The organism is Streptomyces sp. TLI_053 (genome assembly GCF_900105395.1).
GTDB lineage: Bacteria > Actinomycetota > Actinomycetes > Streptomycetales > Streptomycetaceae > Kitasatospora.
Window position 1 is genome coordinate 350,806 of the sequence record NZ_LT629775.1, and the last position, 24,493, is coordinate 375,298.

17 protein-coding genes and 1 pseudogene are annotated in these 24,493 nt (G+C 74.9%); 6 read left to right on the forward strand and 12 right to left on the reverse strand.

The features are described 5' to 3' along the window. Positions 1 to 13: 13 nt before the first annotated feature. Together BLU95_RS01355 and BLU95_RS42945 are read left to right on the forward strand one after the other, a co-directional pair. Complete coding sequence (locus tag BLU95_RS01355) at positions 14 to 1,369, forward strand: glycosyltransferase (protein WP_093858275.1); 1,356 nt, start codon at positions 14 to 16, stop codon at positions 1,367 to 1,369. A 180-nt stretch (positions 1,370 to 1,549) separates the two neighbouring features. Further along, positions 1,550 to 1,781, forward strand: a pseudogene (locus BLU95_RS42945) (transposase); the annotation flags it as partial. 158 nt (positions 1,782 to 1,939) lie between these two features. Here the strand turns inward: BLU95_RS42945 and BLU95_RS01365 are convergent. The 3 genes from BLU95_RS01365 to BLU95_RS01375 all read right to left on the reverse strand — a co-directional run bounded on the left by BLU95_RS01365 (position 1,940) and on the right by BLU95_RS01375 (position 4,484). Further along, complete coding sequence (locus tag BLU95_RS01365; protein WP_159424710.1) at positions 1,940 to 2,509, reverse strand: hypothetical protein; 570 nt, start codon at positions 2,507 to 2,509, stop codon at positions 1,940 to 1,942. Between the two features lie 119 nt (positions 2,510 to 2,628). Continuing rightward, positions 2,629 to 3,285: a response regulator transcription factor gene (locus BLU95_RS01370; RefSeq protein WP_093858277.1), complete on the reverse strand. Its 657-nt coding sequence runs from the start codon at positions 3,283 to 3,285 to the stop codon at positions 2,629 to 2,631. Further along, positions 3,282 to 4,484, reverse strand: coding sequence for a sensor histidine kinase (locus BLU95_RS01375; RefSeq protein WP_093858278.1), 1,203 nt, complete (start codon positions 4,482 to 4,484; stop codon positions 3,282 to 3,284). Before BLU95_RS01375 ends, BLU95_RS01370 begins: the two co-directional genes overlap by 4 nt. A gap of 262 nt (positions 4,485 to 4,746) precedes the next feature. On the opposite strand from BLU95_RS01375, the gene BLU95_RS01380 reads away from it, so the two are divergent. Then, positions 4,747 to 6,009: an alpha/beta hydrolase family protein gene (locus BLU95_RS01380; protein WP_093858279.1), complete on the forward strand. Its 1,263-nt coding sequence runs from the start codon at positions 4,747 to 4,749 to the stop codon at positions 6,007 to 6,009. 95 nt (positions 6,010 to 6,104) lie between these two features. After that, the gene (locus tag BLU95_RS01385; RefSeq protein WP_159424711.1) at positions 6,105 to 7,127 is read left to right on the forward strand and encodes an ArsR/SmtB family transcription factor; all 1,023 of its coding nucleotides are present in this window, start codon (positions 6,105 to 6,107) and stop codon (positions 7,125 to 7,127) included. 95 nt (positions 7,128 to 7,222) lie between these two features. On the opposite strand, the gene BLU95_RS01390 is transcribed toward BLU95_RS01385, so the two are convergent. From BLU95_RS01390 to BLU95_RS01405, 4 genes are all read right to left on the reverse strand, one after another. Continuing rightward, on the reverse strand, positions 7,223 to 8,407 hold the full coding sequence (locus tag BLU95_RS01390) for a macrolide family glycosyltransferase (protein WP_093858281.1): 1,185 nt from the start codon (positions 8,405 to 8,407) through the stop codon (positions 7,223 to 7,225). Positions 8,408 to 8,483: 76 nt separating this feature from the next. Further along, on the reverse strand, positions 8,484 to 9,776 hold the full coding sequence (locus BLU95_RS01395) for a class I SAM-dependent methyltransferase (RefSeq protein WP_093858282.1): 1,293 nt from the start codon (positions 9,774 to 9,776) through the stop codon (positions 8,484 to 8,486). Between the two features lie 304 nt (positions 9,777 to 10,080). Then, positions 10,081 to 10,434 carry a helix-turn-helix transcriptional regulator gene (locus tag BLU95_RS01400; protein ID WP_093858283.1) on the reverse strand — a complete coding sequence of 118 codons (354 nt, stop codon included), beginning with the start codon at positions 10,432 to 10,434 and terminating at the stop codon, positions 10,081 to 10,083. Positions 10,435 to 10,464: 30 nt separating this feature from the next. Beyond that, a complete protein-coding gene (locus tag BLU95_RS01405; RefSeq protein WP_093858284.1) occupies positions 10,465 to 11,226 on the reverse strand; it encodes a thioesterase II family protein in 762 nt (253 codons plus the stop codon). A 682-nt stretch (positions 11,227 to 11,908) separates the two neighbouring features. On the opposite strand from BLU95_RS01405, the gene BLU95_RS01410 reads away from it, so the two are divergent. Together BLU95_RS01410 and BLU95_RS01415 are read left to right on the forward strand one after the other, a co-directional pair. Next, positions 11,909 to 13,735, forward strand: a complete 1,827-nt coding sequence (locus BLU95_RS01410) for an AfsR/SARP family transcriptional regulator (protein WP_286158642.1) — start codon at positions 11,909 to 11,911, stop codon at positions 13,733 to 13,735. A 140-nt stretch (positions 13,736 to 13,875) separates the two neighbouring features. After that, positions 13,876 to 14,538, forward strand: a complete 663-nt coding sequence (locus tag BLU95_RS01415; RefSeq protein WP_093858286.1) for a class I SAM-dependent methyltransferase — start codon at positions 13,876 to 13,878, stop codon at positions 14,536 to 14,538. Between the two features lie 56 nt (positions 14,539 to 14,594). Here the strand turns inward: BLU95_RS01415 and BLU95_RS01420 are convergent, their stop codons facing one another. From BLU95_RS01420 to BLU95_RS01440, 5 genes are read right to left on the reverse strand one after another with little or no spacing between them, the layout of a single operon-like run. Further along, entirely contained in the window at positions 14,595 to 15,695 is a 1,101-nt protein-coding gene (locus BLU95_RS01420; RefSeq protein WP_093858287.1) for an HAD-IIIC family phosphatase, read from the reverse strand. A 35-nt stretch (positions 15,696 to 15,730) separates the two neighbouring features. Continuing rightward, positions 15,731 to 16,846 (reverse strand): acyl-CoA dehydrogenase family protein, encoded by a 1,116-nt coding sequence (locus BLU95_RS01425; protein ID WP_093858288.1) that lies wholly within the window; start codon positions 16,844 to 16,846, stop codon positions 15,731 to 15,733. Next, a complete protein-coding gene (locus tag BLU95_RS01430) occupies positions 16,839 to 17,120 on the reverse strand; it encodes an acyl carrier protein (protein WP_093858289.1) in 282 nt (93 codons plus the stop codon). The genes BLU95_RS01425 and BLU95_RS01430 overlap by 8 nt, the downstream gene beginning before the upstream one ends. A gap of 35 nt (positions 17,121 to 17,155) precedes the next feature. After that, positions 17,156 to 18,025 carry a 3-hydroxyacyl-CoA dehydrogenase family protein gene (locus tag BLU95_RS01435; RefSeq protein ID WP_093858290.1) on the reverse strand — a complete coding sequence of 290 codons (870 nt, stop codon included), beginning with the start codon at positions 18,023 to 18,025 and terminating at the stop codon, positions 17,156 to 17,158. A 17-nt stretch (positions 18,026 to 18,042) separates the two neighbouring features. Then, on the reverse strand, positions 18,043 to 24,474 hold the full coding sequence (locus BLU95_RS01440) for a type I polyketide synthase (protein WP_093858291.1): 6,432 nt from the start codon (positions 24,472 to 24,474) through the stop codon (positions 18,043 to 18,045). Between the last annotated feature and the right edge of the window lie 19 nt (positions 24,475 to 24,493).

Sequence of the window (24,493 nt, forward strand, 5' to 3'; positions counted from 1 at the left end):
GACGGAGGACACCGTGGCCCGCGTCGTCGTGATCAGCCCGCCCTTCCACTCCCACGCCCGGCCGCTGGCCGCACTCGGCCGCGCGCTGAGCGGGCTCGGCGCCCGCGTCGACTTCGCCTGCACCCCGGCGTTCGCCGACCTCGCGGCCCGCAGCGGGCTCGGATTCACCGAGCTGGCCGTCACCCGCAACGCCAACACCGGCATCGCCGAGGCGACCCGGCAGGACCGGGCGGAGAGCAGGCGCCTGCGCGAGTTCCTCGACGCAACGCGCCAGGGCCCGACCGCGACGCTCCTCACCCAGGCCCGCCACCGGCGCGCCGACATGCTGCCCGACCCGGAGCACCTGCTCGGCGAACTCGCCGCCCTCGACGAGCGGCTGCGCCCCGACTGGTACCTCGTCGACCAGCTCTCCTACAGCGCGACCCTCGCCCTGCACTGCCTCGACCTGCCCTACGCCACCTTCTGCCCGGGCCACCCCAGCTACCTGCCGACCGGACCCGACGCCTACTTCGGCCTCCCCCTGGTCTGGCCGGACGCCCTGCGCCCCGCCGCCGCCGACCTCGACCGGCTGCGCGCCGCGGCGGCGGCGAACGACGCCGCGTTCACCGCGGCGTTCCGGGCGGTCGTCCGCCGCCACGCCCCGGGGCGGCCCGTTCCCGAGCGGGCCTTCGCCCTGTGCTCGCCGCACGCCGTCGTCTTCAACTACCCCCGCCTGCCGTGGCTCCCGACTCCCCCGGCCGGCCCCCGGGCCCTGTATGCCGGGCACCTGCTGCCCGAGACGGGCCCGGAGCCGCTGGACGAGCACTGGCGGGGCGCGCTCGCCCGGCTCACGACCGGCGGACGCCCGCTGGTGCTCCTGGCCCTCGGCACGTTCCTGTCCGCCCGCGACGACGTCCTGACCACGGCCGCGGCCGGGATCCTCCGGCATACCCCGGCCTCGGTGGTCATGGCGGCCGGCCGACGCACCGACGCCGTCGCGGCGCACCCCCTGCTGCGCGGCACCTCACCGGAACGACTGCACGTCGCCCCGGTGATCCCGCAGCAGGAACTGCTGCCGCACGCCGCGGCGATGGTCCACCACGGCGGCAACAACTCCTTCACCGAATGCCTGCACGCCGGTGTGCCCGCCCTGGTCCTGCCGTTCTCCAGCGACCAGTTCGCCATCGCCCACGACGCCGAACGCGCCGGGGCCGGCTACTGCCTGGACCCCAACACCGTCACCCCCGACGCCGTCGGCCACGCGGTGGCAGCCCTCCTCGCCGGGCAGGGCCGCCGCACCACCGCGCTCGGCACCGGCCCGAGTCCGGTCCCGCACGGCCCGGCATGGGCCGCCGCCGCACTCCTGCGGTCCGTGCCGGCCCGCCCCTGACGCCTTCGGCACGAACCGCACACAGTGCCGCGCCGCCGGGCAGCGGGCGACTCCGCCGAGCAGATCCTCGTCCGCCGCAGCCAACCGGGCACCGCAGGGCGCCGGCTCCCGCACGATCACCACGGCACCCGCGATCCGGGTCCGGCCCCGGAGGGCGGGGCCGGAGGACACCGCCCCCTGGTGAGGCCCGGTACGTCCGATCACCGACCGGTCACAGGGCCCCTCGAACCACGGAGCCCGGTGTCCGATGCCCGTTGGAGCCTGATCGAGCCGGTCTTCACAGCTTGGCGGGCTCGCCGCGCCGGCCCCGGCGCGGCGAGCCCGCGTCCATGACCTGCGGGAGATCGTGAACGCGGTCCTCTACGTCGACCGGACCGGTATCCCGTGGGAGTACCTGCCGCACGACTTCCCGCCCTGAACGGTCCACGCCGCGCAGGCGGGGGTCGACCGGGGGTCCTGGAGTACGTCGAGGTTTCTGGGATGTCCTCCTCGCACGGACGGGGTCTGTCGGTTCCGTGGGCGGGTCCTGGCCGTGAGTGCCGGCGGAAGTGGCAGTGGCCGGTGCCGGCCTCAGGTGTGAACCGTGCGGACGTGGTCGGCCGACAGGTGGAGCTCGTAGGGCAGGCAGCAGTCGGAGCACAGGGTGGCGACCAGGGTTCCGCAGACGCACTGCTGATTCATGCCGCCGTCCGGCGTGGCTCCGCAGCATGCGGCGGACGCGTGGCGGAGCTCCAGGCCATGGGCGTCGTGCGGGTTGATGACGATGTTGCCTCTCGGGCCCCGCGACACCAGCGGCTTGCCCTCCGCGTTGTACGTCGTGCCGTGACGGGGCATCACCGGACCCGGCACCTCGGCGACGACCAGGGGTGCACCGTACGGCTCCGGCTCGATCGCGAAGTGGCCCGACGGTACGGTCGGCGGCGACGGGCCGGGTTCGTCGGCGTCCCACCACTCGTAGTACGGCGCCTCGGGAACCGCCGGCAGCCGTGTGAGCGGTCCCGTCAGCGGGACGTCGCACGTTGCGCAGACGAACATCACCGTTTCGGCCTCCGTGCCTGGGTCGGTGACATCGGCGGGTGAAGCGGACTGCCCGAGTTCCGACGCGCCGTCGCCCTGCCCCTGGTCATGCGGTTCGTACATGTGGCGAGCGTACGCGGCACGCCCCCGCACGCGGCCTCCGCCCCCGAAGGGGCGGCCCGCCGCTGCGCGTCGCTTCCGGCCCGCTGAGCCGCCGGCCCCTGCCCGGCGGCCGTCCGCGCCTACCCAGGCCCGACCAGCCCGCACTCGTACGCGAGGATCACCGCCTGCACCCGGTCGCGCAGGCCCAGCTTGGCCATGACCCGGCCGAGGTGCTTCTTCACCGTGGGCTCCGCGAGACCGAGGGCGGCGGCGAGTTCCGTGTTGGTCAGGCCGCGGGCCGCCCCCAGCAGGACCTCGCGCTCGCGCGCGGTCAGCACGCGCAGCCGCTCCGCGTCGCCCCCGGCGGCGGGGAGCCGGTGCGCGAAGCGGTCCAGCAGCCGCCGGGTCACCCGGGGGGAGACCACGGCGTCCCCCCGGGCCACGTCGCGGATCGCCCCGAGCAGTTCCTCCGGCCGGCTGTTCTTCAGCAGGAAGCCGGAGGCCCCGGCACCCAGCGCCTCGAAGGCGTAGGCGTCCAGGTCGAAGGTCGTGAGAACCAGTACCCGCGTCCCGGGCGCCTCCCGCAGCAGCAGCCGGGTCGCCTCGATGCCGTCGGTTCCCGGCATCCGCACGTCCATCAGCACCACGTCCGGCCGCAGCCGCCGCGCCAGCTCCACCGCCGCCGCCCCGTCGGCCGCCTCCCCGACCGGCTCCATGTCCGGCTCGGCGCGCAGGATCATGCCGAACGCCAGCCGCAGCAGTTCCTCGTCGTCCACCAGCAGCACCCGGACGCTCACGGCGTGCCCCCGGGATCCAGCCGTACGAAGACCCGCCAGCCGTCGCCCGGCCGCGGGCCCGCCTCCAGCACTCCGCCGAAGGCAGCGGCGCGTTCGCGCATCCCCGTGAGGCCCAGCCCGGACCCGGCGGATCCCGTCCGCCCGGTCCCTGCGGCCCGCCCGTCGTCGGTCACCTCGACCGTGACCGCCCCCGGCGCGCAGGACACCCGTACCTCGGCGCGCGCCCCCTGCGACGCGTGGCGCAGCACGTTGGTCAGCGACTCCTGGACGAGCCGGTGCACGGTCAGCTGCGCCGCGGCCGGCACCCCGGCGGCCTCGCCGTCCACCTGCAGCCGGGTCACCAGGCCCGCCGCCTCCATCCGCTCGCACAGCGCCCCGAGCTGCCCGATCCCCGGCGGCGACCGCCGGTCGTCCCTCGGCCCGGCCTCGGGACCGGCGTCGCTCCCGGCGTCGGGAGCGGCGGACTGGAGCAGGCCCAGCGCCCGCCGCATGTCGGTCAGCGCCTGCCGCCCGGTCTCCGCGATCCGGGCCGTCACGGCGGAGGCGTCGGCCGGCCGCGCGTGCCCGAGCGCGTCCGCCAGCGCCACCACCACCGACAGGCCGTGCGTCACGCTGTCGTGCAACTCCCTCGCGATCCGGGCGCGTTCCTCCTCCACCGCCCGACGCTCCCGCTCGTCGCGGTCCCGTTCCAGCCGCGCCAGCCGCTCCGCCCGCGCGGCCCGCCGGATCCTGGCGTTCGCCCCGAGCAGCGCGCTCGCGGCGACCGCCGCCGTCATCGCGGCGGCCGAGGCGAGGAACCGTCCCTCGGGCGCCCAGCGCGCCGCCGCCAGCACCGCCCCGGCCACCGCCACCAGACCCGCCGCCCACGCCGACCGGGACGGCGCCCGCGCGGTCACCGTCCCGAGGGCGACCAGCAACGCCGCGTCCGCCGGCAGCTGAACACCCAGCAGCCAGTGCGCGAACGCCGCGGCGGCGATCACGCCGAACACGGACCGGGGCGCCCGCCGCCGCCACACCAACGGGAGGACCAGAGCGGTCTGCAGGGCGAAGCCCGTACCGTCCGCCACCCGCCCCGGCCCGAGCGTCAGCAGGAACAGGGCCGCCGCGAGCGCGGCGTCCGCCACCAGGGGCGGCACCCGCCCCGGCAGCCGGGCGACGGCGCCCGGCGGGGCCGTCCGTACCGCGCCGCTCTCGGTCATCGTGTCCGTCCTCGCGTCCGCGTCGTCCGGCGTCCTCGCCGGAGCCCAACGGTAGGGCCTCCGCGCGCGCGAAGGCGTCCGCCCACCGGCGGAGGCCGGGGAGACCCCGGGACACCGGGGCCTCCTCCGAGCGAAGGAGCCGACGCACCCCGGGGCGACCCGCGGCCACCGGTGGGATCGTCCCCCGGCAGGGCGCCCCGCACCCCCGGTGGCGAAACCCTGGTGGTGACCCCGCAGCCGCACCCGCCGAAGGAGCCCGCCCATGCCCCCGACCCGCCGCGCCCTGCTCGGCACGCTCGGCGCCGCCGTGCTCGCCACCGCCGCCGCCCCGGCCCCCGGGAACCGCCCGGCCGCCCCCGCTCCGGACGGGCGTGCCGGCCCCGTGCCAACCCCCGGCACCCCCGTCCCGCTGCAGTTGCCCGCCCCCACCGGGCCCTGGCCCGTCGGCACCGTCGCGCTGCACCTGGTCGACGACAGCCGCCCCGACCCCCTTCTCCCCGCCAAGCCGTACCGGGAGCTCATGGCCGGCCTCTGGTACCCGGCGGAACCCGGCGCTGGCCACCCGACGGCCTCCTGGCTGCCCCCGGCCGCGGCGGCCGACTGGGACGCGCACTCCGCACCGGCCCTCGGTGTCCCCGCCGGCGCCGCCGACTGGCAGGGGATCAGGACCCACGCCCGCACCGGCGCGCCCGTCGCCCGCCGTGCCGGCCGGCTGCCCGTGGTGCTGTTCTCCTCCGGCGACGGCGGCTCGCGCGCCCTGGGCACCACCCTGGTCGAGGAGCTGGCGAGCCGCGGCCACCTCGTCGTCGCCCTCGACTCCACGTACGAGGCCGAACAGGTCGAGTTCCCCGGCGGCCGGGTCGAACGGGCCCTCCCGCTCCCCGACGACCTCACCCCGGAGGTCGTCGCCGCCCTCCTCGCCGGGCACTCCCGGGCCCGCCTCGCCGACGCCCGCTTCGTCCTCGGCGCACTCGACCGGCTCGCCCGCGGGGAGCGCCCCGACACCGGCACCGACCCGCTCCCGGACGGGCTCGCCGAAGCCGCCGACCCGGCCAGGACCGGCGTGCTCGGGCAGTCCCTCGGCGGCTCCGTCGCCGCCCAGCTCGCCCACGACGAGCCCCGCGTCCGCGCGGCGGCCGACCTCGACGGCGCCCTCCTCGGACCCGTCGCCGACAGCGGCCTCGCCAAGCCCTTCCTGCTGATGGCCTCCGGTACGAAGACCCTGCGCACCGAACCGAGCTGGGCCTCCTGCTGGGCGGCGTCCACCGGCCCCCGGCACGCGCTGCGGCTGCGGAACGCCGCCCACGGCTCGTACACCGACCTCCAGGTCCTCCTGCCCCAGCTCGTCCGCCGCCTCCCGGTCCCCGACGTGGCCGGACTCATCGGCACCGTCGACCCCCGGCGCTCCCTGGCCGCCCAGCGCACCGTCGTCGCCGCCTTCTTCGCGCGGTACCTCACGGGGCGGCCCACCGACCTCCTGGACCGGCCCGGCGACCACTGGCCGGAGCTGGAGGTGCTGCGCTGAACCGGCCCGCCCGGCACCCCCCCCCATCGCGCCGGGCGGCCCGGCGGGAGCGGCGCGGCCGGAACGCGGCAGACGTCCTGGGGAAGGGGGAGGACTTGTTGCGCATCCACTTCACCCACGACGACCTGACGAGGGTCCGGATCGCGCGGGCACCCGATCCGCTCGCGGAGTCGATGCTGAGTCTGTCGCTGGTGCAGACCCGCGACACGGGCGGAGTGCTGCTGGAGGGGTGGCGCAGCAGGACCCGTGGCAGTATGCGCCCCGAACACCGGGTGCTGTTCGACCTGGCCACGCCGCTCGGGGTGGCGGAGGCCGCGGAGGCTCTCCTGCACGCCCGCAGCCGCACCCTGTCCGAGAGCCTGGAGCAGATCTGGTCGCTGCCCGGCCGACGGTGGAGCGCCGACCTGCGCGTCCTCAGCGGAACACGCCCCCGCGCACCCCGCTGGGTCCACGAACTGCGCAGCGGCGAAAGCGAAATGCGCGCGACGGTCGACCGCCGGCTGCGCGAGTACCACGCCTTCGCCGTCGCGCCGTACTGGTCGCAGCTGCTGGCCGCCGCACACACCGAACGCGCCCGCAGGGCCGCCCTCGCCGTCGACCGCGGTCTGGATGCACTGCTGGGCAGCCTCCACCCCGACATCGGCTGGCAGTCACCGGTGCTGACGCTGCCCTCTCCCGTCGACGCCGACCTGCGGCTGCGCGGCGCCGGCGTCGTGCTCGTCCCCACCTTCTTCTGGCCCGAACCGCTCGCGCTCACCGACAACCGCGGCCTCGACCACCCGCTCGTCCTGCACTACCCCCTCGCCCCGGACCTCCCCGCCTGCCGCGCGATCCGCTCCTCCGCCGCCGAGGACGGGCCGCCCGGCACGCTCGACGCCCTGCTCGGAACGACCCGCGCCCGTGTGCTGGGCGCGGCAGCGGACCCGGCGGGCACCGCCGAACTCGCCCGCCGCAGCGGCTGTTCACCCGCCACCGCGAGCCACCACCTCAGCGTCCTGCGTACCGCCCGCCTCCTCACCACCAAGCGCACCGGGCCGGGCGTCCGGCACACCCTCACCCCTCTCGGCCGGGCCCTCCTCGACGACCGCGCCCCCGACCGCCCGGAACCCCGACCGTGACCCCCCGCACCCCCGCCCGGGACTCCTACCGCCCGGGACCGTGGCCGCCCCACGTGCGAACGCGGGGGTGGCGGGGCCGTACCCCTGTGGTGGGATCAGGTCGTGCGCTTCAGGTAGGCCTCGATCTCGTCGGCCGCGCGGGTGGCACCGCCGGCCGCCCGGACGAGCCGCTGCGCCTCGACGACCCGCTCCCGCACGGCCTCGTCGGCGGCCACCTCGGTGATCGCGGCCCGCAGCACGCTCACGTCGGCCTGCGCCGGCAGCAGTTCCCGGCCGAGGCCCAGCTCGGCCACCCGCGCGGTGTTGGCGGCGACGTCCGGCCAGGACGGCACTCCGAGTATCGGGCAGCCGGCGTCCAGGGCCTCCAGCACGCCGCCCACGCCACCGTGGGTGATCACCAGCCGAGCGTGCCGGAGCACCGCCAGGTGCGGGACCCAGCGGTGGACCTCGACGTTGTCCGGCAACGGACCGAGGTCGGCCGGGTCCATCCCGCCGCCGACCGAGACGACGGCGTGCCAGGGCAGCTCGGCGAAGGCGTCCACGCACAGCCGGAAGAACTCCGGATGCCGGTTGTGCACCGTCCCCATCGAGACCAGCGCCACCGGCAGGCCGCTCGCCGGGGGCTGCCACTCCCCCAGGAAGGAGCGCTCCGCAAGACACGGCCCGACGAAGGCGAAGCGCTCGTCGAAGCTCTCGCCGTGCGGCTGGAAGAACCGCGGCACATGGACGATGTTGAGGCGCTCGGTGCGCGTCATGAACTCCTGCACCGGCTCGTCGACGCCGTGCGAGGCCAGCAACTCGGCCATCCGGACCCCGAATTCGACCAGCACCTCCTCGGTGAGCGGGACCGCACCGTCCGCCTCCATCATCTGCTGCACGAAGGAGTAGGTGTCGTTGGAGGCGAAGAACGGCGTCGACTGGACGGCCGGGATCCCCCAGGTGTGCGCCAGAACCCGGCCCGCCTGGAACGCCACGGCGTCGTAGACCACCGCGTCGGGCCCGGCCTGGCCGAACCGCTCCTGGACCGCGCGCAGGACGGCGATGTTCTCGTCCAGGAAGACCAGCGGCGCGCGCCCGTTGTCGGGGCCGCCCACGCTCTCCAGCGGCTGGGTGGAGTCGTAGCGCAGGTGCTCGGCGCCGACCTCGGCCAGCGCCTCGGCGAAGTCGTCGACCGCCGCGTAGGTGACCCGGTGCCCTCGGCGCACCAGTTCACCGACGACCGCCAGAGTGGGGAAGACATGGCCGTGGGTCGGGATGTTGACCATCAGGATGTGACTCACTGCGACTCCGTCGGTATCGGGAAGAGGAACGAGGGAGTGGAACGGGGAAGGAGGAGCGGCGCGGCAGGGGCGCGGCTCAGCTGTGGTCCTTGTCCGGGCCGGCCTCGGACTGCTGCTCGAACTGCTGCTCGGCGGCCTGCCGGGCGGCCGCGATCTCCTCGGCGCTCAGCTCCCGGCGCGGGATCCAGGCGGGGAGGGTGCCCTCCTCGTTCCGGCCTTTGTCGAGGATCGCCAGGTTGTGGTAGAAGTGCGCGCCGGCCAGCGTCCGGTCGGTCCCGCTCGGACGGTGCGCGGTCGTCGGCTCGTGCTCCTCGTGGTTGAGGCCGTCGAGCAGCTGCTTGAGGAAGCCCATGCTGGTGGTCGGGTCGCCGAGCCGCTCCGAACTGCCGCCGAAGCCCGGCCAGTAGGAGGTCTGCAGGTCCTCGATCACATAGAGCCCGCCCGGGACCACGTGCGGGAAGAGCGCACCGAAGGCGGCGATGACGTCCGGGCAGTGGTGGCTGCCGTCGTCGATGACGATGTCGATCGGCCCGATCCGCTCGGCCAGCGCGGTGAGGAAGGCCGGGTCCGCCTGGTCGCCCCGGACGGTGTGGATCCGCTGCTCGCGCAGCGCCGTCTTGTCGTACACGTCGACCCCGTAGACGAGGCCCCGCCGGAAGAAGCGCTTCCACATCCGCAGCGAGCCACCGCCGGCCGCCGGGTCCGCGTAGCCGCCGATCCCCAGTTCCAGGACGGTGAGCGGCCGGTCCCGCAGCGGGGCGAAGTGCCGGGCGTAGTGATCGGTGTAGTAGTGCAGCCCCCACTTGTCCGAACCGTGACGCAGCGACAACTCGGCCAGGTCGACCGGCTGTTCCGTCAGACCGCGGAGCAGCTGCTGGACCACCGGGAAGGCCGCCAGCACGGACACCAGCCGGGCCGGGTCCTCGATACCGTGCCAGGTGATCACGGGCGCGCGGTGGCCCGCGGTGTGCCGGGCGCCGAAGACGGCGCGGGCCAGGTCGAGCAGGTCCAGCGCGACGGTGGCACCGGGCTCCTCGGCCGGCCCGGCGCGGTGCTCGGCCTTGGGGCCGGTCAGCAGGTGATGCCGGAGCACCTGGCCGTCGAAGGCGAGCTCGAACTCCACCACCACCGCCGCGGCGGCGAGTTGCTCGCTCAGGTCGGCCCGGCCGGCCAGTTCGTCCACCAGGGCGGCGGCCGTCCGCTCGGCGCCCGCCGACCTGATCACCGCCGCGAGCTGCTCCTCGGGCCCGTCCGCCGCCAGGATCAGGGCGTGGATCCGGCGCAGGTCGCTCTCGTGCGGGTCCGGGTCCCGTTCCGACGGGCTGTTCACGTGCCGGCCGTTCTCGTGCTGTCCGGTGAGGGCGGTCATGAGTGAGCCTTTCCACGAGGGATTCGGGAGGACGGGCACCGGTGCGAAAGGAGGGGTCGGTGGTGCGGCCCGGACACGGTGCGGCAGAAGCGGGGCCCGGCAGACACAATGCCGCAGAATCCGCCGTTCGACCGGACGCGCGGGAACATGTCTCGTCGCGCGATATCGATACGATATCCAGGCCCCGGAAGATATCCGGCGGCATATCGTCCGCGTCGCTCCCCGCCTTCGGAACTGATTTCTTTTCGGCCCGTCCTCCGGAGCGGGCCCGCGAGGGCGGGAGAACGGCGTGCCCCGCCCTCGGCTAGGACTCGAGGAATTCCGGGAGGACGCGGGGTGGCCATGCCCCGACGCTCAGCACTCCGAGGGAGTGCGCCCGGGAGACCAGGGCGGGCCGGTTCGCGGCCTGGAAACGGCGCATCAGCAGCCCGACGCGGTACTCGATGCCCTGCCGGCTCAGATAGAGCGATGCCGCCAGTTGCACGGTCGAGGTGCCGACCGCGACACCTTCCAGGATGCGGGCGTCCACGGTGGTCAGCCGCCGCACGCCCCCGCCTCCGGCAGAGCCCCCGCCCGCCGGACGGGCGTGGCCGGCGGGCCCGGACCGCGGCGGCCGCCGGGCGGGCTTGGTCTCCTCGGAGGTCGCTGACGGTGTCACTTCCGCCCCCCTTCCCTGTCGTCGGTGCTCTCAGGTGCGCAGTGTGCCGGCGAGGTGGTCGCGGAGCATGCCGGTCACCTCGTCCGCCCGGCTGCTGAGGTAGAAGTGCCCGCCGGGAAAGACCTTCAGGTCGAACGCGGCCGTCGTGCGGTCGCGCCAGTGCCCGGCCTCGGCCACCGGTGTCCAGGCGTCCTGGTCCCCGACCACCGCGGTGAGCGGGCAGCCCACCGCGGCGTCCTGGTCGGCCCGGTAGGCCCCCAGGGCCAGGTAGTCGCCGCGCAGCGCGGGCAGCACCATCCCCAGCAGTTCCCGGTCCTCCAGGAACCGGGCGTCGGTGCCGCTCATGGCCCTGACCTCGGCCAGGATGCCCTCGTCGTCGAGCGGGTGCGAGGGCCCGGGCCCGTCCGCGGAAGGCCCCTTGCGGCCGGAGACGAAGAGGTGCTCGATCCGACCTCCCGCGCGCTCGATCCGCCGGGCCACCTCGAAGGCGACGAGCGCGCCCATGCTGTGTCCGAAGAGGGTCAGCGGGAGGTCGTCCCGGCGGCGCAGCGCCTCGGCCACCTCGTCGGCCGTGCGGTGCAGGTCCTGGACGCCGGGTTCCTCCCGGCGGTCCTGCCTGCCGGGGTACTGCACGGCCAGGACGTCGACCGGGCCGCTCAGTGCGGCGGACACCGGGAAGTAGAAACTCGCCGAGCCGCCGGCGTGCGGGAAGCAGACCAGTCGGCGTGCGGCCGTCGGCGAGGGATGGAAGCGACGGCACCACAGGTCGCTGTCCAAGGAGGGGGAGGTCATGTCGGCCTTACATTCCTTTCTCGAAATCCGCGCAGTGCCGGCGGGCAGGGTGTGGTGACCACGCGGGACGTCCTCCGCACCGGCGGACCGCCTGTTACGCGGTGATACGGGAGGCTCCGAGCGACGGTGACCGGCGGCGATCGGCGAGTCACGGACAGCGCATATGACAGCCTGCCATGCCACTCGGAATGTCAGCAAGTGCGCATCGGTACGAATCCGGCCACTCGGGTCCGGATTCAATTCGGGCCGTCGCTTCGGTGAATGACGGGAGCGGAGCGTTGCGGCGCGGGGCAATCCTGTGGGATTCGCTCGGCTCCGGCTCGGCGGTGACAGTCCGGCAGGACCGTGCACCGCGGATCCGGCCGAGGAGGCGACGGCACCCCGTGGCGGGCCGCGGGGTCGGCGACGGTGCGGTGGCGAGCGGCTTCACCGGCCGGTGGGCCGTGGCGGGCGGCCCGGTCGTGACCGCCGTGACGGTACCGCGCAGCGTAAACCCGGCAGGAGCACAAGACCTGCGCTCTAGGAATACACCTAGACCCGACGGGACCGCGTTGACCCGTACACGGTCGCCCAAGAGGCTGTAGGCAGTCTTGCCCGCCGGTCGTACGACGAAGAGGACTCCCCCTTGAACTTCCTGTTGCTGGGCCCGCTTTCGGTCCGGTTGAACGCGTGCGAGGTGCACGTGTCGGCGCCGAGGCAGCGCGTGGTCATGGCAGCGCTCCTCCTCAACGCCAACCGGGTGATCTCGGTCGACCGGATCGCCGAGTACGTCTGGGACGGCTCCCCGCCGCCGAGTGCGGCCGCGACCGTCCGCACCTATGTGATGCGCCTGCGGCAGTCGCTGGGCGAGCGCGCCTCCGCCCGGATCCTCACCCGGGCACCCGGCTACCTCCTCGAACTCGGCGAGCACGAGAGCGATCTCGGGCAGTTCACGGCCCACCGGCGGCGCGCGGCGGAGCTCGCCGAGCGCGGAGATCTGGAGGGCTCCTCCGCCGAGCTGGCCGGGGCGCTCGCCCTGTGGCGCGAGGAGCCGCTGGCGGACATCCCGTCGCAGACGCTGCGCGACGTCGAGGGCCGCTACCTCCAGGAGCTCCGCCTGCAGACCATGGAGTTGCGGTTCGACACGGAGCTGGCGCTGCTGCGGCACGCCGAGGTCGTGCCGGAGCTGGTGCGGCTGGTACGCAAGCACCCCTTGCGGGAGGCCCTGGCGGGCAAGTTGATGCTGGCACTGAGCCGCTCGGGACGGCAGTCGGAGGCCCTGGACCTCTACCAGCGCACCCGGGCGCTGCTCGTCGAGCAGCTCGGCGCCGAGCCGAGCAGCGATCTGCGCGAGGTCCACCAGCACATCCTCTCGGCCCACGACCGGCCCCGCGCGCCCGACCCGCTGGAGCAGCCCGCGAAGGCCCAGGCGGCGGCCGTCGCGCCGGCGCCGGCCGCCGCCTGGGAGAGTTCCCGCTGGCCGAGCCCGGCGCAGCTGCCCTCGGTTCCGCTGCCGCTGGCGGCACGCTCCGGTGCGCTGGCGCGGCTGCAGCACTTCCTGACGACCGCCACCATGCCTGCGGGCATGGTGGCGACGGCGGTGGTGACCGGCCGGGGCGGTGTCGGCAAGAGCGCGCTGGCCCTGCAAGCGGCGCACGCCGTGCGCGCTTCCTCGGTGCACGGCCAGCTCTACGCGGATCTCGGCGGGGCCGAGCGGCCGCTGACCGCCCGGGCGGTGCTGCCGCGGTTCCTGGCGGACCTCGGTGTTCCCCGGGACGAGATACCCGGGGAGGAGTCGGAACGGGAGAGCCTCTACCGCTCGCTCACCGCGGGCCGCCGTCTGCTGGTGGTGCTCGACAACGCCTCCAGCGCCGCGCAGGTGCGGCCGCTGATCCCGGGCAGCGGGGGCAGCAGACTGCTGGTGACCAGCCGACGGCGGCTGGCCGATCTGGAGGGGGCGTCCCCGCTCGTGCTCGACCCGCTGGACGAGGCCGGCTCGCTGGAGCTGCTGGGCAGCATCGTCGGCCCGGCCAGGATCGGTGCCGAACCGCGGTCGGCCCGTTCGGTGCTGACGGTCTGCGCGGGCCTGCCGCTGGCGATCCGGATCGCGGGGACCAGGCTGCTGGAGCGCCCGCACTGGACCATCGGGCACTTCGCCCGGCGGCTCACGGACGCCCCGCGGCTGCTGGACGAACTGAGCGCGGGCGACCTCGGCGTCCGGTCCTGCTTCGACGCCGAGGTCGCCGGGCTCCGGCGGACGGCCCGGACCGGGGTCGACCCGGCCGAGGTGTTCAGCGCGCTGGGGGCCACCGGATCGCGTTCGGTCTCCAGCAGCAAGGTCGCGGTGATGTTCGGCTGCTCCGAGGCGCAGGCCGAGGAGGCCTTGGAGGCCCTGGTCGAGGCGAATCTGCTGGGTGAGCCGGCGGGGGGCCGCTACCGGCTGGACGCGCTGCTGCGGGCGTACGCCCGCGAGCGGGCGCAGGCGGTCGCCGTGCGGCAGCACGACCACCCGTACATGCGCGCCGGGTGACCGTCCCGGCGGCCCGGTGACGGGCACCCGGCCGCCCGGTTCCCCTGCCCGCGACGCTTTTTCGGCCCGATCTCCTTCGGCCCGATCTGCTCCGTCCCGATCTGCTCCGTCCCGATCTGCCTCGAGAGGACCCCCGCGCCATGGCCCACCAGACAGAAACCACCCACGACCTGCTCGCCTACGTCCGGGAGGTCTCCCTCCGTGACGACGATCTGCTCAGGGAACTGCGGGAGGCCACCGCGGACCTGCCGGGCGGGACCGCCATGCAGGTGATGGCGGAGGAGGGCCAACTGCTCTCTCTGCTGGTCGGGTTGACGGGGGCGCGGGCGGTGCTGGAGATCGGCACCTTCACCGGCTACAGCACCCTGTGCATGGCCCGCGCGCTCCCGGCCGACGGGGTGCTGGTGTCCTGCGACATCGACGACCGGTGGCCGGCCATCGGCTCCGACTTCTGGAAGCGGGACGGGGTCGACTCGCGGATCGACCTGCGGATCGGCGATGCCACCGCGACCCTGGACGCGCTGCTGGCGGAGCGCGGGCCGGAGAGCTTCGACCTGGTGTTCATCGACGCGGACAAGACCAACTACGTCTCCTACTACGAGACTTCGCTGGCGCTGCTGCGCACCGGCGGACTGATCGTGGTCGACAACACCCTCTTCTTCGGCCGGGTCGTCGATCCGGCCGCCGTCGACCCGGAGACCGCCGGGGTCCGGGCTCTGAACCGGCTGCTGCACGAGGACCCCCGGGTGGAGCTGTCCCTGCTGGTGATGGCCGACGGGATCACGCTCGTCCGCAAGCGCTGAGGACGGCGGGCCGGGGCCGGCGCTCCCGGGGCCCGGGAGCGCCGGCCCCGCGGCGGTCACGACGTTCCCGGGCCCCCTTCCGGCACGCTCAGGTCGGGTGCGTCCACGTCGATGACGGTGGACACCACACGCGGGCCGGGGGCGAGGTGCAGGCGCTGGAGCCCGGTGCCCTCCGGAGCCGGGTCGAGGACGGCCGCGCACGGGCACGGGGCCTCGTCCAGGCCCTCGAAGCCCGCGAACCGGTAGGCGATCTCCATCATCCGGTTGCGGTCGGTCGCCCGGAAGTCCGCGACCAGGTGGGCCCCGGACCGGGCGGCGGTGTCGGCCAGCCAGTTCAGCAGGGTCGCACCGGCGCCGTAGGCGACCACGCGGCAGGAGGTGGCGAGCAGCTTGAGGTGCCACAGACCCGGGTGCCGCTCCAGCAGCAGGACGCCGACCGCGCCGTGCGGGCCGAAGCGGTCGGTGAGGGTGACCACCAGGACCTCGTGCCGGGGGTCGGTGATCAGGCCGCGCAGCACCGCGTCCGGGTAGTGGACCCCGGTCGCGTTCATCTGGCTGGTGCGCAGGGTGAGTTCCTCGACCCGGGACAGCTCCTCGCCGGTGGCCCGGCCGATCCGCATCCGCAGGTCCAGGGAGCGCAGGAACTCCTCGTCGGAACCGGGGGCGGCCGCCCGCTCGGCCTCCCGGCGGAAGCCCGCCTGGTACATCCGGCGCCGCCGCCGGGAGTCGACGGTGCTGGTCGCGGGGGTGAACTCGGCGAGTTCGGGGAGGCCGAGGACCTCCTCGGCCGGGTAGCACCGTACGTCGGGCAGGTGGAAGGCCACCTCGGCGCGTTCGGCGGCCCGGTCGTCGACGAAGGCGACGGCCGTCAGCGCGAAGTTCAGCCGGTCGGCGATCCGCCGCACCGACTCGGACTTGGCGCCCCACCCGATCTCCGGCAGGACGAAGTACTCGGCCAGGCCGAACGCCTCCAGCCGGGCCCAGGCGTGCTCGTGGTCGTTGCGGCTGGCGACGGACTGGAGGATGCCGCGCGAGTCGAGCTCGATCACCACCTTGCGCACCTCGTCCGGCAGGTGCACTTCGCCGTCCTCCAGCAGGGTGCCCTGCCAGAGGGTGTCGTCCAGGTCCCAGACCAGGCACTTGACGATCTCGGCCATGTCGTCCTTCCTCGTCGTCGCGTCCGCGGGCCCGGTCACGGTGCCCCCGTACCGGCGAGGGCGTGCTGTGCCAGCATCAGCCGGCACAGCTCGTTGCTTCCCTCGATGATCTCCATCAGCTTGGCGTCCCGGTACGCCCGGGCCACCGCGTGCCCGTCCCGGGACCCGGCCGAGGCCAGTACCTGGACGGCCGTCGCTGCGCCCCGGGCGGCCTGGGTCGCACTGACGTGCTTGGCCAGTACGGTCGCCACCACCTGGTCCGGCGACCCTTCGTCCCAGCACCGGCTCGCGTGCTCGCAGACCCGCGTGGCCACCTGCTCGGCCGTGTAGAGGTCCGCGAGGTGTCCGGCGACGAGCTGGTGCTCCGCCAGCGGCCTGCCGAACTGCTCCCGTCCGGCGGCGTGCGCGGTGGCCGCCGCCAGACAGGCCCGCAGGATGCCCACGCACCCCCAGGCGACGGACATCCGCCCGTAGGCGAGCGCGGTCGTCACCAGCAGGGCGGGCGGCAGTCCGTGACCGCCCAGGACGCTGTCGGCCGGCAGCCGCACCCCGTCGAGGTGGACGTCGGCGTGCCCGGCCGCGCGGCAGCCGAGCGGGTCGGCGATCCGCTCGATCCGCACGCCGGGCGTGTCGGCGGGCACCACGACGGCCGCCGCGCCGTCCTCGTAGCGGCCGACGACGACCAGCAGGTCGGCGTAGTGGGCGGCGGTCACCCACTTCTTGTGCCCGTCGACGACGACCGCGTCCCCGTCGCGGCGGACGGTCGTCGTCATCGCCGCGAGGTCGCTGCCGGCGCCGGGCTCGCTGAAGCCGACCGCCGCCAGTGCGCCGCCGGTCAGCCGGGGGAGGTGGACGGCCGACTGCTCGGCGGTGCCCAGGCGCTGGACGGTCCATGCCGCCATGCCCTGGGAGGTCATCACGCTGCGCAGCGAACTGCACAGGCCGCCCACGTGAGCGGTGTACGCGCCGCTGCGCGTGCTGCTGAGCCCCCAGCCGCCGTACTGCTCCGGGACTTCGGCGCACAGCCTGCCCTCGGCGCCGAGTTCGCGGAGCAGGTCCAGCGGGATCAGGCCGGTCCGGTCCCACTCCCCCGCCCGGTCGCCGACCCGCAGGGTGACGGAGGTCGTGGCGCCGCTCAGGTCCTCACCCATGCCGGCCCCCGGCGGCGGACACCCGGAGCCGGTCCACCAGCTCCGCCATCCGCCGTACGGTGCGGAAGTTGTCCAGCCGCAGGTCCGCGCCGCGGACGGCGACGGCGTAGGTCTTCTCCAGGTGCACCACCACCTGCATGGCGAAGAGGGACGACAGGCCGCCGGCGCCGAACAGGTCGGTGTCGGCGTCCCAGGCGGTTCCGGTGCGTGCTTCCAGGAATCCCAGGAGTTCCTTCTCCAGGTCCTGGGTGTCGGGCGTGTTCGCTGCGGTCATGGCCTTCTCCTCGTCGGGGTGAACAGGTGGGGTGCTCAGGCGTAGTCGTAGAAGCCGCGTCCGGACTTGCGGCCCAACCGCCCCTCGCGGACCAGCCGGAGCAGCAGTTCGGTCGGGCGGCAGCCGTCGTCGCCGGTGCGTTCGTGGAGCACGGTGAGGGAGTCGACAAGGTTGTCGATGCCGATCAGGTCCGCGGTGCGCAGCGGGCCGGTGGGGTGTCCCAGACAGCCCTGCATCAGGGCGTCGACGTCCTCGGCGGTCGCCGTTCCCTCCTCCACGACCCGGGCCGCGTCGTTGATCATCGGGTGCAGGATGCGGCTGGTCACGAAGCCGGGCGCGTCCCGGACGACCACCGCGCGCCGCCGCAGGGTCGTGAGCAGGGCCGCCACGGCGGCCATCGTGGCGTCCCCGGTCCTGGCGCCGCGGACCACTTCGGCGGTTCCGATCAGGTAGGGCGGGTTCATGAAGTGGGTGCCGACCAGTTCCTCCGGCCGTTCCAGGGCCCCGGCCAGTTCGTCGACGGGGATGGAGGAGGTGTTGGTGATCAGCAGGGTTCCGGGCCGGACCAGTTTGGAGACCTCGGACAGGACGGCGGCCTTGGTCGCGGCGTTCTCGGTGACCGCCTCGACGACGGCGGTGGCTCCGGCGGCGGCCTCGAGCGAGGTGCCGGTGGCCAGGGCGCCGAGGGGCGTCCCGGCGGGCAGGGCGCCCATGAGTTCGGCGAGCCGGAGTTCGCCGTCGATCAGGTCCGCGGCCCGGTCGAGCCGTTCGCGGTCGATGTCGACCAGCTGGACCGGCAGGCCGTGTCCGAGGGCGAGGACGGTGATTCCGACGCCCATCACCCCGGCTCCCAGCACGGTGAGGGCCTGTCGCGGGGGGGAATCGTCGTACGGGGCCGTGGTCAACGGCTTCTCCTTCGTTTTCACCGGGCACCGGGGGTGCGGAGGGTGCTGTCGAGCCAGCCGGCGACGGCGTCGCCGGTGGTCGCGACATGCTGTTCCATGATCGAGAAGTGGTCTCCGGGGACGTCGACGACGCTGTCGGCGCCGGCCCAGGTCGAGCGCCAGTCGCCCGCTTCGGCCGACGGGCGACCGAGCGGGGTGGAAGCGCGGACCAGCAGCAGCGGGGCGCGGACCGCCGGGGGCTTCCAGTCGTCGAGCAAACGGAAGTAGCCGCCCATCGCGGTCAGCCTGGTCCCGTCCATCGGGGCCGCCCGGTCCTCGCGGGCGAACATGCCGCCCAGCAGGACGTCGTTGAACTGGGTGATGCCCTGGTTGTCGGAGAGGTAGGTGTCCAGCAGCACCACGGCCGCCGGGCCCTCGCCGCGCTGTTCCAGCGCGGCGGCCACTCCGTGGGCGAGCGTGCCGCCGGAGGAGGAGCCGGCCAGCACGAGCGTCCGTCCGGGCAGTTCCCGAAGCAGTGTCGTCGCGTGGAAGTCCAGCAGGGCCGACATGTCGGCGGGCAGTTCCTGCTCGGGGACGAATCCGGGGGCGTCCAGGGCGGCCACGGCGTAGCGGTCCCGGAAGCGGGCGGCGAAGCGGGCGTACTGGTGGGCGCCGCCGAGCGCGACGACGGAGCCGAAGCAGACGAGTACGGGGGCGTCGGCTCGCTCGTTCAGGCGCAGCAGCCGCGGGCCGGTGCCGGCGGCCGCGAGGTCGCCGCCGCGGTGGAAGGCCGGGCGCAGGGCGGAGGCGTTCTTGAGCAGGGCGATGCCCTCGTCGATCCGGCCGAGTGCGCAGGCCTGGCGGAACAGCACGCTCACCGGGTCGCTGTCGACGGCGTCGGTGCCGGACACGGAGGCTCCGGCCGCGGGGGTTCCGGCCGCGGGTGCCGTTCCGGCCCTGGGGGTGTCCTCCGGCCGGGCCTCGGCGGCGAGGCGCGCCGCGAGCGCGGCGGGGGTGCCGCTGTCGAAGACGGCGGAGGGCCGCAGCCGCAGTCCGGTGGCGGCGGCCAGCCGGTTGCGCAGCTCCACCGCGGTCAACGAGTCGAATCCGACGGAGAGGAAGGGCACCGTCGCGGACAGCGCCCCGGAGTCGCTGTGGCCGAGGACTTCGGCGGCCTCGGCGAGGACGAGTTCGCGCAGGACCAGCTCACGTCCCTGTTCGTCGGCGGCGGTGTCGAGCCGATGCCGGAGCGCTGCGGCGGCGGTCGGCGTCCCCTTCGCCCCGGTCGTCGCGGTCGGGCCGCGGCGGACCAGGGAGCGCAGCATCGGGTGCACCGGGCCGTCGCCGCGCACGGTCAGGTCCAGGTGGGCCAGGACGACGGGACTCCCGCCTGCCGACGGGGCGGCGTCCGGGACGCACACGCTGTCCAGCAGGGCCATGGCCTCCTCGTCGGAGAGGCCGCGGGCGCCGCGCCGGTCGATGCGCCGCCGTTCGGCGCCGCCGAGCTCCGCCGTCATCCCGCTCACCCGCTCCCAGGGCCCCCAGGCCAGGGACAGGCCGGGGAGCCCGAGCCGTCGGCGTTCCGCGACGAGGGCGTCCAGCGCGGCGTTGGCGGCCGAGTAGGACGCCTGTCCGGGGCTGCCCAGCACGCCCGCGGCAGAGGAGAAGACGACGAACGCGGCGAGGTCCGCTCCGCGCGTCAGCCGGTCGAGGTGGTGGGCGGCGTCGACCTTGGGCCGCAGGACGCTGCTCATCCGCTCCCCCGTCAGCCCGTCCAGCAGACCGTCGTCGAGCACTCCGGCGGTGTGGACCACGGCGCACAGGGGACGGTGTTCGGGGATGCCTGCCAGGGCGGTGGCCAGGGCCTGACGGTCGGACACATCACAGCTGAGGGCGGTCAGTTCCGCTCCGGCCCCGGAAAGCTCCGCCGTCAGCTCCGGCATGCCGGGGGCGTCGGCGCCGCGGCGGCTCAGCACGAGGAGGTGGCGCACCCCGTGCGCGGCGACCAGGTGGCGCGCCAGGACGGCCGCGAGAGCGCCGCCGCCGCTCAGCAGGACCGTCCCGTCGGCCGGTCCGAACGCGCCGGCCGGCCGGGCCGCTGTCCCGGGAGTGGGCGCGGGAGTGGACGCGGGGGCGGCGTTCGTGGCGTTCGTGGCGTTCGTGGCGGTGGCCGGCGGCCTCACCAGTCGGGGCGCGTACAGGGCGCCGCCGCGCAGGGCCGCCTGCGGTTCGCCCGTGGCGAGCAGGTCGGCGAGCGCGTCGCCGAGACCGTCAGCGTCCGGCCCTTCGACGTCCAACAGCACGAACCGGTCCGGGTGTTCGAGCTGAGCGGCCCTGAGCATGCCCCAGACGGCCGCCGCGCCGAGGTCCGCCGGCTGCGGCTGCGCGCCGAACGGGCCGGCCGCACCCCTGGTGAGCACCACCAGGGGTGTCCGGGCGGTGGTGTCGTCGGCCAGGTGGGCCCGGAGGCGGTCCAGGACCCCGGACGCGACCGCGTGCACCGCCGCGGGGTCCGCGTCCCGGGCGGGGGCGTCCGCGGTCGCACCGTTCGCGGTCACGGTCTCGGCAGTCGCGGTGTCGGCAGTCACGGTCCCGGCGGACGGAGGGCAGGTCAGCAGCATCGCGTCGGGTGTCGCGGACGGGGGTTCGGTGGGGAAGGCGGCCGGCAGTACCCGCTCGTCCCGCGGGCCGAGGAGGCCCCAGCGGGTGACCGGGCGCGGACCGGGCCCGGCAGCGACCGGCGTCCAGCCGACGTGGAAGACGGAGCCGGAGGACGCCCGCAGTGCGGCGGTGGACGCCGTGCGCAGGGTGAGCGAGCCGACGGTCGCCACGGTGCTCCCCGACGGATCGGTGATCAGCGCGGTGACGGCGTCGGGGCCGTCGGGGCGCAGCCGGACACGCAGGACCGTCGCGTCGGAGGGTTCGATCGCGACCCGCTGCCAGGAGAACGGCAGCGGGACGCCGTCGGCGGGCTCCGGGCTCGCGACGCCGTCGCGCAGACCGGTCGTCTGGAGGGCCGCGTCCAGGAGGGCCGGGTGCACGCCGAAACTGTCCGCCCCGGTGCCGGGGAGGCCGTCGGGGAGGGCCACTTCGGCGTGGATCGCGTCCGCGGTGCGCCAGGCGGCGCGCAGGCCCCGGAACGCCGGGCCGTAGGCGACGCCCCGGGCTTCGAGCAGCCCGTACAGTGCGTCCACGTCGAGGGGGACCGCGTCGGGCGGGGGCCAGGTGCCGACCGGTTCGGTCGTGTCGTCCCGGTCGGACGTGTCGTCCCGGCCGGTCGTGTCGTCCCGGTCGGCCGAGGGCTCCCGGGGGCCGACCGCGCCGGTCGCGTGCCGGGTCCAGGGCCGTTCGGCGGAGCCGGGGGCGGCCTCGGGCCGGGAGTGGAACTCCACCGGGCGCCGTCCCGTGCCGTCCTCGGCACCCACCCGTACGCGCAGTTGCACCGCCTGATCGTCGGGCAGCAGCAGCGGGGCGGCGAGGGTCAGCTCCTCCACGAGGGCGCAGCCGAGGCGGCGGCCCACGTGCGCGGCCAGCTCCACGAGGGCCGCGCCGGGCACGATCACGGCTCCGGCCACGGCGTGGTCGACGAGCCAGGGGTGGGTGGCCGGGGAGAGCCGGCCGGTGAAGAGCGTGCCCGCGTCGTCGGGCAGTTCGACCGCGGCGCCGAGCAGCGGGTGGTCCACGGCGGACTGGCCGACGGCCGCCTGGTCCCGGTCGGCCGGCACGGCGTCGAGCCAGTAGCGGCGGCGCTGGAAGGCGTAGGCGGGCAGGTCCACCCGCCGGGCGCCGGTTCCGGCGAACAACCGCTCCCAGTCGACCCGCAGGCCCCGGACGTGTGCCTCGGCGAGCGCGAGCTGGAACCGGTGGAGTCCTCCGGCCCCGCGTCGCAGGGTGTCGAGCAGCAGCGTGTCGGGGGCGCCGGCGTCGGCAGCCGTGTCCTCGATCGCGTACATCAGGGCGGGCTGGGGGCCGGACTCGACGAAGACGCGGTGCCCGGCCGCGAGGAGCGAGCGGGTCGCCCGCTCGAACTCGACGGTCTGCCGGATGTTGCGGTACCAGTACTCAGCGTCCAGGGACTTCGTGTCCAGCAGGCCGCCGGTCACGCTGGACCAGTACGGCACGGCACCTGCGAGGGGGGTGATCCCGTCCAGGTCGGAAAGCAGGCGCTCGCGGATCTGCTCCACGTGCGAGGAGTGCGACGCGAAGTCGGTCTCGATGCGAGTCGCCCACACGCCTTCCTCAAGGAGTTGCGCCACCAGTGCCGCCACCGCGTCCGCGTCACCCGACACCGCCACCGACGAAGGGCCGTTCACCGCCGCCACCGAGAGCCGGCCCGCCCACGGGGCGATGCGCTCCCGTGCCACGTCTGCCGGCAGGGGCACCGATGCCATCCCGCCACGGCCCGCCAACGCCCCCACCGCGCGGGAACGCAGCGCCACCACCCGCGCCCCGTCGTCGATGCTCAGACCGCCCGCCACCACCGCCGCGGCGATCTCGCCCTGGGAATGGCCCACCACCGCGTCCGGCACCACACCGAACGAACGCCACACCTCCGCCAACGACACCATCACCGCCCACAGCACCGGCTGCACCACATCCACCCGCGCCAACAGCGCCTCCGAACCCAACGCCTCCACCAACGACCAGTCCACGTACGGCGCCAGAGCACGCCCGCACTCCGCCATCCGCCCCGCGAACACCGCAGACCCGGCCAGCAGCTCCGCGGCCATCCCCACCCACTGCGAACCCTGACCCGGGAACACCAGCACCGAACGACCCGGGACCGGCCCACCGCCGACCCTCACGGCCGCCGAGCCCACGCCCCGCGACAGGGCGGCGACACCGGCCAGCAGCTCGCCCCGGTCCGCCCCCACCACCACCGCACGCTCCGCGAACCGCGAACGCCCTGCCACCAGTGAGAGACCCACGTCCGCCACGCTCAGGCCCGGGTCCGCCACCACCCGCTCGTGCAGCGCCGTCGCCTGGGCGCGCAGCGCGTCCGGAGTGCGCGCCGACAGGATCCAGGGAACGGCGGGGAGTACCGGTTCCGGCGTGGCGGGCCCGTCGGAGGCCGCCGGGTCGGCCGGGGCCTGTTCGAGGACGACGTGGGCGTTGGTCCCACTGGCGCCGAAGGAGGACACCCCGGCCCGGCGCGGACGGCCCGTCTCCGGCCAGGGGGCGGCCTCGGTGAGCAGGGAGACGGCTCCCTCGGTCCAGTCGATCCGGGACGAGGGACGGTCGACGTGCAGGGTGCGCGGCATCACGCCGTGCCGCATCGCGAGCACCGACTTGATCACCCCGCCGACGCCTGCGGCGGCCTGGGTGTGGGACAGGTTGGACTTCAGCGATCCCAGCCGCAACGGCCGCCCGGCGGGCCGGTCCTGCCCGTACGCGGCCATGAGCGCCTGCGCCTCGATGGGGTCGCCGAGGACGGTGCCGGTGCCGTGCGCCTCCACCATGTCGACCTCGGACGGGGCGAGTCCGGCACGGGCGAGCGCCGCGTTGATGACGCGCTGCTGCGCGGGCCCGTTCGGGGCGGTCAGGCCGTTGCTGGCGCCGTCCTGGTTGACGGCCGAGCCGCGGACGACGGCCAGGACCGGGTGCCCGTTGCGGCGGGCGTCCGAGAGCCGTTCGAGCAGGAGCAGGCCGAGGCCCTCCCCGAACCCGGCTCCGTCCGCCGCGGACGAGAAGGACTTGCTGCGCCCGTCGGGTGCCAGGCCGCGCTGACGGCTGAATCCGACGTACAGGCCGGGCGTGGACATCACGGTCACCCCGCCGGCCAGGGCGAGGGTGGTGTCGCCGTCGCGCAGCCCCTGGCAGGCGAGGTGGACGGCGACCAGGGAGGACGAGCAGGCGGTGTCCAGGGTGACCGCCGGGCCTTCCAGGCCCAGCGTGTAGGCGATCCGGCCCGAGGCCACGCTGGGAATGGTGCCGGTGCCGAGGAAGCCTTCCACTTCCTCGGGCACCCGGCCGAGCCGGGAGCCGTACTCGCTGTAGATCACTCCGGTGTAGACGCCGGTGCGGCTGCCGCGCAGGGTCGTCGGGTCGATGCCCGCGCGTTCCACCACCTCCCAGGAGGCTTCCAGCAGCAGCCGCTGCTGCGGGTCCATGGCCAGGGCCTCCCGCGGGGAGATGCCGAAGAAGCCGGCGTCGAAGCCGGTCGCGTCGTGGAGGAAGCCGCCTTCACGGACGTAGAAGGTGCCGGGGGCGTCGGGGTCGGCGTCGAAGCCGCCCTCGACGTCCCAGCCGCGGTCGGTGGGGAACGGCGAGACCGCGTCGCGTTCCTTGAGCAGCAGCTCCCACAGGTCTTCCGGGGTACGCACGCCACCGGGGTAGCGGCAGCTCATCGCCACGACGGCGATGGGCTCGGCGGATTCGTCGCGCAGCCGTCGGTTCTCCTGCTGCAGGCGCTGGTTGTCCAGCAGCGAGGCTCGCAGGGCGGCGACCACCTGGTCCGTGTCGGTGGGCATGGGGTTGGTCTTCTCCTTC

Excerpts from the sequence above, each read along its gene's own strand:
- BLU95_RS01365 (WP_159424710.1), bottom strand. The coding sequence starts at position 2,509 with ATGTACGAACCGCATGACCAGGGGCAGGGCGACGGCGCGTCGGAACTC.
- BLU95_RS01405 (WP_093858284.1), bottom strand. The coding sequence starts at position 11,226 with ATGACCTCCCCCTCCTTGGACAGCGACCTGTGGTGCCGTCGCTTCCAT.
- BLU95_RS01375 (WP_093858278.1), bottom strand. The coding sequence starts at position 4,484 with ATGACCGAGAGCGGCGCGGTACGGACGGCCCCGCCGGGCGCCGTCGCC.
- BLU95_RS01415 (WP_093858286.1), top strand. The coding sequence starts at position 13,876 with ATGGCCCACCAGACAGAAACCACCCACGACCTGCTCGCCTACGTCCGG.
- BLU95_RS01430 (WP_093858289.1), bottom strand. The coding sequence starts at position 17,120 with ATGACCGCAGCGAACACGCCCGACACCCAGGACCTGGAGAAGGAACTC.
- BLU95_RS01380 (WP_093858279.1), top strand. The coding sequence starts at position 4,747 with ATGCCCCCGACCCGCCGCGCCCTGCTCGGCACGCTCGGCGCCGCCGTG.
- BLU95_RS01425 (WP_093858288.1), bottom strand. The coding sequence starts at position 16,846 with ATGGGTGAGGACCTGAGCGGCGCCACGACCTCCGTCACCCTGCGGGTC.
- BLU95_RS01395 (WP_093858282.1), bottom strand. The coding sequence starts at position 9,776 with ATGACCGCCCTCACCGGACAGCACGAGAACGGCCGGCACGTGAACAGC.
- BLU95_RS01440 (WP_093858291.1), bottom strand. The coding sequence starts at position 24,474 with ATGCCCACCGACACGGACCAGGTGGTCGCCGCCCTGCGAGCCTCGCTG.
- BLU95_RS01420 (WP_093858287.1), bottom strand. The coding sequence starts at position 15,695 with ATGGCCGAGATCGTCAAGTGCCTGGTCTGGGACCTGGACGACACCCTC.